This is a genomic window from Streptomyces sp. NPDC047042, from assembly GCF_040644035.1.
Taxonomy (GTDB): domain Bacteria; phylum Actinomycetota; class Actinomycetes; order Streptomycetales; family Streptomycetaceae; genus Streptomyces.
The window spans coordinates 1-11348 of record NZ_JBEYVP010000088.1 but is presented as its reverse complement, the minus strand read 5'-3'; the positions used below and the strand labels follow the sequence as shown (position 1 = coordinate 11348).

11 protein-coding genes are annotated in these 11348 nt (G+C 68.2%); 8 read left to right on the top strand and 3 right to left on the bottom strand.

All coding sequences use genetic code 11. The annotated features are described in order from the left end of the window. Nucleotides 1-132: 132 nt before the first annotated feature. Nucleotides 133-495: a DUF397 domain-containing protein gene (locus ABZ855_RS47705; protein ID WP_319214052.1), complete on the bottom strand. Its 363-nt coding sequence runs from the start codon at nucleotides 493-495 to the stop codon at nucleotides 133-135. Nucleotides 496-783: 288 nt separating this feature from the next. Here ABZ855_RS47705 and rpsO point away from each other — a divergent pair, with 288 nt between their 5' ends. The 5 genes from rpsO (at nucleotide 784) to ABZ855_RS47680 (ending at nucleotide 6232) form a co-directional block, all read left to right on the top strand. After that, nucleotides 784-1071 (top strand): 30S ribosomal protein S15, encoded by a 288-nt coding sequence (gene rpsO, locus ABZ855_RS47700; protein ID WP_189149835.1) that lies wholly within the window; start codon nucleotides 784-786, stop codon nucleotides 1069-1071. Nucleotides 1072-1372: 301 nt separating this feature from the next. Beyond that, complete coding sequence (locus tag ABZ855_RS47695) at nucleotides 1373-3589, top strand: polyribonucleotide nucleotidyltransferase (protein WP_319214053.1); 2217 nt, start codon at nucleotides 1373-1375, stop codon at nucleotides 3587-3589. Next, complete coding sequence (locus tag ABZ855_RS47690) at nucleotides 3586-4965, top strand: pitrilysin family protein (protein WP_360820150.1); 1380 nt, start codon at nucleotides 3586-3588, stop codon at nucleotides 4963-4965. Before ABZ855_RS47695 ends, ABZ855_RS47690 begins: the two co-directional genes overlap by 4 nt. Nucleotides 4966-5012: 47 nt before the next feature. After that, nucleotides 5013-5765 carry a 4-hydroxy-tetrahydrodipicolinate reductase gene (gene dapB / locus ABZ855_RS47685; RefSeq protein WP_319214055.1) on the top strand — a complete coding sequence of 251 codons (753 nt, stop codon included), beginning with the start codon at nucleotides 5013-5015 and terminating at the stop codon, nucleotides 5763-5765. An 8-nt stretch (nucleotides 5766-5773) separates the two neighbouring features. Continuing rightward, entirely contained in the window at nucleotides 5774-6232 is a 459-nt protein-coding gene (locus tag ABZ855_RS47680; RefSeq protein WP_360820147.1) for a hypothetical protein, read from the top strand. A 47-nt stretch (nucleotides 6233-6279) separates the two neighbouring features. Here the strand turns inward: ABZ855_RS47680 and ABZ855_RS47675 are convergent, their stop codons facing one another. After that, the gene (locus tag ABZ855_RS47675; RefSeq protein WP_360820144.1) at nucleotides 6280-6837 is read right to left on the bottom strand and encodes a hypothetical protein; all 558 of its coding nucleotides are present in this window, start codon (nucleotides 6835-6837) and stop codon (nucleotides 6280-6282) included. A gap of 128 nt (nucleotides 6838-6965) precedes the next feature. Then, complete coding sequence (locus ABZ855_RS47670) at nucleotides 6966-7205, bottom strand: hypothetical protein (protein WP_319214058.1); 240 nt, start codon at nucleotides 7203-7205, stop codon at nucleotides 6966-6968. 184 nt (nucleotides 7206-7389) lie between these two features. On the opposite strand from ABZ855_RS47670, the gene thyX reads away from it, so the two are divergent. The 3 genes from thyX (at nucleotide 7390) to ABZ855_RS47655 (ending at nucleotide 11062) form a co-directional block, all read left to right on the top strand. Further along, entirely contained in the window at nucleotides 7390-8130 is a 741-nt protein-coding gene (thyX, locus tag ABZ855_RS47665) for an FAD-dependent thymidylate synthase (RefSeq protein WP_360820141.1), read from the top strand. Between the two features lie 217 nt (nucleotides 8131-8347). Next, on the top strand, nucleotides 8348-9247 hold the full coding sequence (dapA, locus tag ABZ855_RS47660) for a 4-hydroxy-tetrahydrodipicolinate synthase (RefSeq protein ID WP_360820138.1): 900 nt from the start codon (nucleotides 8348-8350) through the stop codon (nucleotides 9245-9247). 129 nt (nucleotides 9248-9376) lie between these two features. After that, nucleotides 9377-11062 carry a ribonuclease J gene (locus ABZ855_RS47655; protein ID WP_319214061.1) on the top strand — a complete coding sequence of 562 codons (1686 nt, stop codon included), beginning with the start codon at nucleotides 9377-9379 and terminating at the stop codon, nucleotides 11060-11062. Nucleotides 11063-11348 lie beyond the last annotated feature (286 nt).

Sequence of the window (11348 nt, the reverse complement as noted above, 5' to 3'; positions counted from 1 at the left end):
CCGCGGTGGCCGCGGCCAGGAGCAGCGGCCAGCCGTAGCGGTGGGTGCCGGGCGGGAAGCCGGCGTCCAGTGCGTGGGCCAGTTCGGTGCGGGCGCCCACCCCTTGAAACATCACTCAAAACCGCCGAGTGACTACTCCACATCCCCACCCGAATCCGTATGCGAGCCGGAAGGCGCGGCCTCGGCCGCCGCGAGCCCGCCGTTCACCTCTGTCGGTTCCAGATCGAACTCCCCGTCACGGGCCCCCAGCACGAACGCAGTCCACTCCGCCTCCGTGTACCGGAGAACGGTGTCGTGGTCGAGCGAGGACCGCATGGCCACCGCCCCGTCGGGGAGGTAGGCGATCTCGACCCGCTCCTCGTGCTCCTCCGTGCCGGGGGCCCCGTGCCACTCGACGCCCGAGATGTCGAGGGAGTAGAGCTCGTCACGCTCCCGCTCCTTGCGCGCCTTGACGTCCTCATCCTGTGAGCCCGGTGCGCCCTGTGCCTCCGCCATGGCGAAGCGACCCCTTCCCGACGTATGTGATACGACAACTACGATCTGTGCTCACCCTAGTGGCCGAGCCCGGCCCGTCCGGGCTGTTTGCCTACCGCTTGCCTACCGCGGTGAGGGCGGCCGCTGCCTGCTGCTATCCTGGTCGACGGCCGTTTGTGTACGCACCCCTGGAGTCAGCACTCCGGAGGCAGCGCGCAGCGGATCCCCGCCTCCCGAGTAACGGAAGCTCCCCTGAGATGTGGACCAGGGGCACTCGGTGGCTCTACAAAGACTTTACGAGGAGATCACGTGTCGCTCGACGCCGCAGTGAAGAAGCAGCTCATCAGCGAGTTCGGTACCAAGGAGGGCGACACCGGCTCCCCCGAGGTCCAGGTCGCGATGCTCTCGCGCCGTATCTCGGACCTGACCGAGCACCTCAAGACGCACAAGCACGACCACCACTCCCGTCGTGGCCTGCTGATCCTCGTCGGTCAGCGTCGCCGCCTTCTCCAGTACCTGGCGAAGAAGGACATCCAGCGCTTCCGTGCGCTGGTCGACCGCCTCGGCATCCGCCGCGGTGCGGCGGGCGCCAAGTAACACGCCGTGGAGGGAGCGGTTCCCACTTTTAGGGGGCCGCTCCCTTTGCTGTACGTGCGGAGTGTCACCACCTCTTTGTAGTGTGGTAGCACAACGCAATACGCAGGACACAACAGGACACACACGCGGAGAAGTGCACCTCGCCGCCGCCGGTCCTCGGTAGTGGCCCCCGGGAACCGACTCCCGGGTGCTTCGATCGAAGACCGGCCCGCAACCAGAAGGCGCGCTTCTCCGACCCCATGTCCCTCTGCCACACGGGCAGGACGGGACAAAAGACGAAAAAGCATCGGAGAAAACGCTAGTGGAGAACGAGACCCACTACGCCGAGGCCGTTATCGACAACGGTTCCTTCGGCACCCGCACCATCCGCTTCGAGACGGGCCGTCTGGCCCGCCAGGCCGCCGGCTCCGCCGTGGCCTACCTGGACGACGACACCATGGTGCTGTCGGCCACCACCGCCTCCAAGAACCCCAAGGACCAGCTCGACTTCTTCCCCCTCACGGTGGACGTCGAGGAGCGCCAGTACGCGGCCGGGAAGATCCCCGGTTCCTTCTTCCGTCGCGAGGGCCGGCCCTCCGAGGACGCGATCCTCACCTGCCGCCTGATCGACCGCCCGCTGCGCCCGTCCTTCAAGAAGGGCCTGCGCAACGAGATCCAGGTCGTCGCCACGATCATGGCGCTCAACCCCGACCACCTGTACGACGTCGTGGCGATCAACGCCGCGTCCGCGTCGACGCAGCTGGCCGGTCTGCCCTTCTCCGGCCCGATCGGCGGCGTACGCGTCGCGCTGATCAACGGCCAGTGGGTCGCGTTCCCGACGCACACCGAGCTCGAGGACGCCGTCTTCGACATGGTCGTCGCCGGTCGCGTCCTGGAGGACGGCGACGTCGCGATCATGATGGTCGAGGCCGAGGCCACCGAGAAGACCATCCAGCTGGTCGCGGGCGGCGCCGAGGCGCCGACCGAGGAGGTCGTCGCCGCCGGTCTGGACGCCGCGAAGCCCTTCATCAAGGTCCTCTGCAAGGCCCAGGCCGACCTCGCCTCGAAGGCCGCCAAGCCCACCGGCGAGTTCCCCGTCTTCCTCGACTACCAGGACGACGTCCTGGAGGCGCTCACCGCCGCCGTCAAGGACGAGCTCTCCCAGGCGCTCACCATCGCGGGCAAGCAGGACCGCGAGGCCGAGCTGGACCGCGTCAAGGGTCTTGCCGCCGAGAAGCTGCTCCCGCAGTTCGAGGGCCGCGAGAAGGAGATCAGCGCGGCCTACCGCTCGCTGACCAAGTCCCTGGTCCGTGAGCGCGTCATCAAGGACAAGGTCCGTATCGACGGCCGTGGCGTCACGGACATCCGTACGCTCGCCGCCGAGGTCGAGGCCATCCCGCGCGTGCACGGCTCGGCGCTGTTCGAGCGTGGCGAGACCCAGATCCTGGGCGTCACCACCCTCAACATGCTCCGTATGGAGCAGCAGCTCGACACCCTCTCCCCGGTGACGCGCAAGCGCTACATGCACAACTACAACTTCCCGCCGTACTCCGTCGGCGAGACCGGCCGCGTGGGCTCCCCGAAGCGCCGCGAGATCGGCCACGGCGCGCTCGCCGAGCGCGCGATCGTGCCGGTCCTGCCGACGCGCGAGGAGTTCCCCTACGCGATCCGTCAGGTGTCCGAGGCCCTCGGCTCCAACGGTTCGACGTCCATGGGCTCGGTCTGCGCCTCCACCATGTCGCTGCTGAACGCCGGTGTGCCGCTGAAGGCCCCCGTCGCCGGTATCGCCATGGGCCTGATCTCCCAGGAGATCAAGGGCGAGACGCACTACGTCGCCCTCACCGACATCCTCGGTGCGGAGGACGCCTTCGGCGACATGGACTTCAAGGTCGCCGGCACCAAGGAGTTCGTGACCGCCCTCCAGCTCGACACCAAGCTGGACGGCATCCCCGCCTCCGTCCTGGCCGCCGCCCTCAAGCAGGCCCGTGACGCCCGCCTCCACATCCTCGACGTGATGATGGAAGCGATCGACACGCCGGACGAGATGTCCCCGAACGCCCCGCGGATCATCACCGTCAAGATCCCCGTGGACAAGATCGGTGAGGTCATCGGCCCCAAGGGCAAGATGATCAACCAGATCCAGGAGGACACCGGCGCCGAGATCACGATCGAGGACGACGGCACCATCTACATCGGTGCCCAGGTCGGCTCGCAGGCCGAGGCGGCCCGCGCGACGATCAACTCGATCGCCAACCCGACCATGCCGGAGGTCGGCGAGCGCTACCTGGGTACGGTCGTGAAGACGACCACCTTCGGCGCGTTCGTGTCGCTGCTCCCGGGCAAGGACGGGCTGCTGCACATCTCGCAGATCCGCAAGCTCGCCGGCGGCAAGCGCGTGGAGAACGTCGAGGACGTCGTCGCGGTGGGCTCCAAGGTCCAGGTCGAGATCGCCGAGATCGACTCCCGCGGCAAGCTGTCGCTCATCCCGGTCATCGAGGGTGAAGGCGACGAGGAGAAGAAGGACGACACCGCCCAGTGACGTCGAGCAGCTCCACGGCGACGGCCCGCACCTCTTCGGAGGCGCGGGCCGTTGCCCGTACGCAAACCCTGATCAAGGGCACCAACGGCATCGGCACGGTCCGTAAGACCACCCTTCCGGGTGGCCTGCGCATCGTCACCGAGACCCTGCCGTCGGTCCGCTCCGCGACCTTCGGCATCTGGGCGCACGTCGGCTCCCGCGACGAGACGCCGTCGCTGAACGGCGCCACGCACTATCTGGAGCACCTGCTCTTCAAGGGCACGACGCGCAGGTCGGCGCTGGACATCTCCTCGGCGATCGACGCGGTCGGCGGCGAGATGAACGCGTTCACGGCGAAGGAGTACACGTGCTACTACGCGCGCGTGCTCGACACCGACCTCCCGCTCGCCATCGACGTCGTGTGCGACATGCTCACGGACTCCCTGATCCTCGAGGAGGACGTCAACGTCGAGCGCGGCGCCATCCTCGAAGAGATCGCGATGACGGAGGACGACCCGGGCGACTGCGTGCACGACCTGTTCGCGCACACCATGCTCGGCGACACCCCCCTCGGCCGCCCGGTCCTCGGCACGGTCGACACGGTCAACGCCCTCACCGCGGACCGCATCCGCCGCTTCTACAAGAAGCACTACGACCCGACCCACCTCGTCGTCGCGGCGGCCGGCAACATCGACCACAACAAGGTCGTACGCCAGGTCCGCGCGGCCTTCGAGAAGGCGGGCGCCCTCAAGAAGCCCGACGCCAAGCCCATCGCCCCGCGCGACGGCCGCCGCAACCTCCGTACGAGCGGACGCGTCGAACTGCTCGGCCGCAAGACCGAGCAGGCCCATGTCGTCCTCGGCATGCCGGGCCTGGCCCGTACGGACGAGCGCCGCTGGGCTCTCGGCGTGCTCAACACGGCCCTGGGCGGCGGTATGTCGTCCCGCCTCTTCCAGGAGGTCCGGGAGAAGCGCGGGCTCGCGTACAGCGTGTACTCGTACACGTCCGGGTTCGCCGACTGCGGCCTCTTCGGCGTGTACGCGGGCTGCCGGCCCTCGCAGGTCCACGACGTGCTGAAGATCTGCCGCGACGAACTCGACCACGTCGCCGAGCACGGCCTCTCCGACGAGGAGATCGGCCGCGCCATCGGCCAGCTGCGCGGTTCGACGGTCCTCGGTCTGGAGGACACGGGCGCGCTGATGAACCGTATCGGCAAGAGCGAACTGTGCTGGGGCGACCAGATGTCCGTCGACGACATGCTGGCCCGGATCGCCGAGGTCACCCCGGACGCGGTCCGGGAGGTCGCCCGCGAGATCCTGGGACAGCGTCCGTCGCTGGCGGTCATCGGCCCGCTCAAGGACAAGCAGGCGGCGCGCCTGCACGAGGCCGTCGCCTGACGGCCGTACCCGCTCCACCCGTACCCGTCCGGTAAGGAAGCAACAACATGAGCAAGCTGCGCGTGGCGGTCCTCGGCGCCAACGGCCGTATCGGTGCCGAGGCGGTACGGGCGGTCGAGGCCGCCGAGGACATGGAACTGGTCGCCGCCCTCGGCCGGGGCGACAAGCTGGAGACGCTCGTCGACACCGGCGCCCAGGTCGCGGTCGAGCTGACCACCCCCGCCTCGGTGATGGGCAACCTCGACTTCTGCGTGCGCCACGGCATCCACGCGGTCGTCGGCACCACCGGCTGGACCGACGAACGCCTCGCGCAGCTCACCGGCTGGCTGGCCCAGTTCCCCGAGACGGGCGTGCTCATCGCGCCCAACTTCTCCATCGGGGCCGTACTGACCATGAAGTTCGCGCAGATCGCGGCGCCCTACTTCGAGTCCGTCGAGGTCATCGAGCTGCACCACCCGAACAAGGTGGACGCGCCCAGCGGCACCGCGTCGCGTACGGCGCAGCTGATCGCCGAGGCCCGCGCCAAGGCGGGCTCCGCTCCGGCACCGGACGCCACGGTGACGGCGCTGGACGGCGCGCGCGGCGCGGACGTCGACGGGGTGCCCGTGCACTCCGTACGGCTGCGCGGGCTCCTGGCCCACCAGGAGGTCCTGCTGGGCGGGGAGGGCGAGACGCTGACCGTTCGCCACGACTCGCTCCACCACAGCAGCTTCATGCCGGGCATCCTGCTCGGCGCGCGCCGCGTAGTGGACACCCCGGGCCTCACCTTCGGCCTGGAACACTTCCTCGACCTCGGCTGAGGGACGTCATGCGCGCGAAACTCTCCTACGCCCTCACGGCCGCCGTCCTGGTCTTCTACTTCGTCCTGGTCGGCAGCCGCGGGATCATGCTCATCGAGGCCGGCACGGTCCTGACCGTCACCTTCGGCGTGGCGGTCCTGATCCTGCCGGGGATCGGCGTGTGGTTCCTCTGGAAGAACACGCAGTTCGTCCGTGACGCCAACCGCCTCGCGGCCGAACTCGAGGCCGAAGGCGGCCTGCCCGTCGATGAGTTGCGGCGCACGCCGAGCGGCCGGGTCGACCGCGACTCGGCCGACGAGGTCTTCGCCAGGCGCAAGGCCGAGACGGAGTCGGACCCAGACGACTGGCGCAACTGGTTCCGCCTCGCCGTCGCCTACCACGACGCCCGCGACACCCCACGCGCCCGCAAGGCGATGCAGCGTGCGATCGCTTTGCACGCCGGCAAATCACCGGCCCAGACGGCCTGAACACCGCCCCTCGGCATCGTTTCTCAGCATGGTGGGAGGGGGGCTGCCTAACCCCGCCCGAACTCCGCGGCCCATGCCTCGACGCTGTCCGCCGCCCGGTCGAACGCCTCCATCCGGCCCAGGAAGTCGGCGTTGTGCGTGGTCAGCAGGGGCGCCAGATCGTCCGCAGCCCGATCCCGTCGTACGAGGACCAGCGCCTGCCCCTGCACGGTGCGCGGCAGCCCCAGCCAGCGCACCGGCTGCTGCACCGTCCGTACAGCGACGACCTTCTCCCAGCGTGTCGTCCGCGTGCCGAGGAACGCCACCCGGCGCAGCCCGTGCGCACTCACCCACACGCCAGTACGCAGCAGCCGCAGCGCGACGGCGATGACGGCCAGCGCGATACCGAGGCACACCGCGCCGCCGGAGAACGCGCCGGTGGCGGCGATGATGACGGCCGCGAACAGCACGTACGAGGCGAGCAGCAGCAGAAGCGCCGCCGCACCCACCCGCCACGGGCCGGGCCGGTACGGGCGCCGCCAACGATCGCGGTCGTCGAACGGCAGGGCATGACCGGCCGCGGCTTCGCCGGAGGCGCGGTCGGCCGTCAGGAAGGGCAGGGGCACGGCTGGTCCTCACTCAGTTCCACGGGCGGGCTGTGCCCGGTGAGGTTATACAGCCGACTGGCCGGTCACCAGCCTCGGGGGTCCGAGGAGGGCCGGACCACGCCATTCGGCCGCAGAACGACGGGAACTCAACGGCTGCCGACGGCCTCGGACTGCTGCGTCTGCCCGGCCTGCCGGTCGACCGACAGCGCGGGCATCCCGAGAACCAGGGAACCCACGAGCCCGGCGACGACGGTGAGCCCCAGAAGCCAGCGCCCGGCTATGTCCCCGGCGGACGCGCGCGGACGCGGCGGGGGAGCGACATTGCTGCGGAACTTGTCGGCCTCGGCGATGAAGGCGAACGGGACGGGCTCACGCCGGCGGAACATGGGGTGCTTCTCCCTCTGGGATCGTGACGATCGAACGAATCGCTGCTGCTTGTACAGACGAGCGAGCACCCCAAATGGTGCCCGGTTTCACCGAATTACTTCTGTGACGGTGGTGAACGTCCTGTTTGGTGGAAGTCGTAGAGTGGCGTGGCCCGAGTGACGAGATGGAAGGACCCTCCAGACCGTGAGTCCCACCCCCGACGACGAGTTCAAGATCGACCTGCGCAGCGAGGTGACCGTCGAACTGGTCAAACACAGCGCGGCCGACTCCGACGTGCTGTTCGCGGCCCGTGTGTCGACCGTCGGGGAGCAGTCCCTGGACGAGTTGAACAAGGACCCGGAGCGCTCGACGGGGCTGATCAACTACCTCATGCGAGACCGGCACGGCAGCCCGTTCGAGCACAACTCCATGACGTTCTTCATCAGCGCCCCGATCTTCGTCTTCCGCGAGTTCATGCGGCACCGTGTGGGCTGGTCGTACAACGAGGAGTCGGGTCGCTACCGGGAGCTGCAGCCCGTCTTCTATGTGCCGGACACCTCGCGCAAGCTCGTACAGCAGGGTCGGCCGGGCAAGTACGTGTTCGTCGAGGGCACCCCTGAGCAGCACGAACTCGTGGAGCACGCCATGGAGGACTCCTACCGCCAGGCGTACCGGACCTACCAGCGGATGCTCGCGCAGGGCGTCGCCCGTGAGGTGGCCCGTGCTGTCCTCCCGGTCGGCCTGTTCTCGTCGATGTACGCCACCTGCAACGCGCGCTCCCTGATGCACTTCCTCGGCCTGCGCACCCAGCACGAGCTGGCGAAGGTGCCGTCCTTCCCGCAGCGGGAGATCGAGATGGTCGGCGAGAAGATGGAGGCGGAGTGGGCCAGGCTCATGCCGTTGACCCACGCGGCCTTCAACGCGAACGGCAGGGTGGCGCCGTAAGGCACACGCACGCGCGTTTCACCACCGGGCACAGATGTACGGATCAGCCTCGCGAAGTGTCCGTATTGCGGTATTTCGGGAGGTTCATCTAGCCTGATCAAACGGACCCGGCACTGCTTGAACCCCCGAGCAGGCAGTGCCGGGCTCCTTATTTGTCATGATTTTTCCTGCACCCCTAGGGCAGACCGCGCCCTGAGCACCGAGTAGCGTGGTACCCATGGCTCCGACCTCCACTCCGCAGACCCCCTTCGGGCGGGTCCTCACCGCCATGGTCACGCCGTTCACGGCGGACGGCGCGCTCGACCTCGACGGCGCACAGCGGCTCGCCACCCACCTGGTGGACGCAGGCAATGACGGCCTGGTCATCAACGGCACCACCGGCGAGTCCCCGACCACCAGCGACGCGGAGAAATCGGATCTCGTACGAGCCGTACTGGAGGCCGTCGGCGAGCGGGCCCACATCATCGCGGGCGTCGGTACGAACGACACCCACCACAGCATCGAACTGGCCCGCGCGGCGGAGAAGACCGGCGCGCACGGCCTCCTGACCGTGACGCCGTACTACAACAAGCCCCCGCAGGAGGGCCTGTACCGGCACTTCACGGCCATCGCCGACGCCACCGAACTCCCGGTCATGCTGTACGACATCCCCGGCCGCAGCGGCGTCCCGATCAGCACCGAGACGATCGTCCGGCTCGCCGAGCACCCCCGGATCGTCGCGAACAAGGACGCCAAGGGCGACCTCGGCCGCGCAAGCTGGGCCATCGCCCGCTCAGGCCTCGCCTGGTACTCCGGCGACGACATGCTGAACCTGCCGCTGCTCTCCGTGGGTGCCGTCGGCTTCGTCTCGGTCGTCGGCCATGTCGTCACGCCCGAGCTGCGCACCCTCGTCGAGGCGTACGTCTCCGGAGAGGTCCAGAAGGCCACCGAGATCCACCAGAAGCTGCTCCCGGTCTTCACGGGCATGTTCCGTACCCAGGGCGTCATGACCACCAAGGCCGCGCTCGCCCTCCAGGGCCTGCCCGCCGGACCGCTGCGCGCACCCATGGTCGAGCTGTCGGCCGACGAGATTGCCCAGCTCAAGATCGATCTTGCTGCCGGCGGGGTACAGCTCTGACAACAGACTTCACAACTGAATACGCGGGACGTACGTGTCCGTAACCCACATCCAACAACTGCTTTTGCACGAACGTCATGCGCGCCACGTGCCTTGCCGGTACGTGGCGCGTGTGGTGAGGAGAGTCTTTTGAGTCATCCGCATCCTGAACTCGGCGCTCCGCCGAAGCTCCCGAAGGGCGGCCTGCGGGTCACCCCGCTGGGCGGCCTCGGCGAGATCGGCCGCAACATGACCGTCTTCGAGTACGGCGGTCGCCTACTGATCGTCGACTGCGGCGTGCTCTTCCCTGAGGAGGAGCAGCCCGGAATCGACCTGATCCTGCCGGACTTCACGTCCATCAGGGACCGTCTCGACGACATCGAGGGCATCGTCCTCACCCACGGCCACGAGGACCACATTGGGGCTGTCCCCTATCTCCTCCGGGAGAAGCCGGACATCCCGTTGATCGGCTCCAAGCTGACCCTCGCGTTCATCGAGGCCAAGCTCCAGGAGCACCGCATCCGCCCCTACACCCTCGAGGTGACGGAGGGGAACCGGGAGCGCATCGGCCCGTTCGACTGCGAGTTCGTCGCCGTCAACCACTCCATCCCCGACGCGCTCGCCGTGGCCATCCGCACCCCCGCGGGCATGGTCGTCCACACGGGCGACTTCAAGATGGACCAGCTTCCCCTGGACGGCCGTCTCACGGACCTGCACGCGTTCGCACGGCTGAGCGAAGAGGGCATCGACCTTCTGCTCTCCGACTCGACGAACGCCGAGGTGCCGGGTTTCGTCGCGCCCGAGCGCGACATCTCGAACGTGCTGCGGCAGGTCTTCGCCGGGGCCAGCAAGCGGATCATCGTCGCCAGCTTCGCCAGCCACATCCACCGCATCCAGCAGATCCTGGACGCGGCACACGAGTACGGCCGCAGGGTCGCCTTCGTCGGCCGCTCCATGGTCCGCAACATGGGGATCGCCCGGGACCTGGGCTATCTGAAGGTCCCGCCGGGCCTGGTGGTGGACGTCAAGACCCTCGACGATCTCCCGGACCACCAGATCGTGCTGGTCTGTACGGGCTCGCAGGGCGAACCCATGGCCGCGCTGTCCCGCATGGCGAACAGGGACCACCAGATCCGCATCGTCCAGGGCGACACCGTGATCCTGGCATCGTCCCTCATCCCGGGCAACGAGAACGCGGTGTACCGCGTGATCAATGGCCTGACCCGCTGGGGTGCCAACGTCGTCCACAAGGGCAACGCCAAGGTGCACGTCTCAGGTCACGCCTCGGCCGGCGAGCTCCTGTACTTCTACAACATCTGCAAGCCGCGCAACCTTATGCCGGTCCACGGTGAATGGCGCCACCTGCGGGCCAACGCCGAACTGGGCGCGATGACCGGCGTCCCGCACGACCGGATCGTCATCGCCGAGGACGGCGTCGTCGTCGACCTCATCGAGGGCAAGGCGAAGATCTCGGGCAAGGTCCAGGCCGGCTACGTCTACGTCGACGGGCTCTCGGTCGGCGATGTCGGCGAACCCGCCCTGAAGGACCGCAGGATCCTCGGTGACGAGGGCATCATCTCGGTCTTCGTGGTGATGGACTCGTCCACCGGCAAGATCACGGGGGGCCCGCACATCCAGGCCCGGGGCTCGGGCATCGAGGACTCCGCCTTCAGCGACGTCGTCCCGAAGATCACCGAAGTGCTGGAGCGCTCGGCGCAGGACGGGGTGGTCGAACCCCACCAGATGCAGCAGCTCATCCGCCGCACGCTGGGCAAATGGGTGTCGGACACCTACCGCCGTCGCCCGATGATCCTCCCGGTCGTCGTGGAGGTCTGACGGCCCCGGAGGGTGCCTCACCGGCCCCCTCGTAGGCGTGAACCAGGAGCGGGGCTCCTCGATTTGCATCGAGGAGCCCCGCTCCAGTACGTTTACGGCTCCGCCAGCGAGGGAACCCGGCTCAACTGCGTGCCTGGGACCAACCCGAGCGGGTGGAAATTCCGACTCAGAACTTCTGATAAAGTCGGAGCCGCCGGAAAGGGAAACGCGAAAGCGGAAACCTGGAAAGCACCGAGGAAATCGGATCGGGAAACGGTCTGATAGAGTCGGAAACGCAAGACAGCAA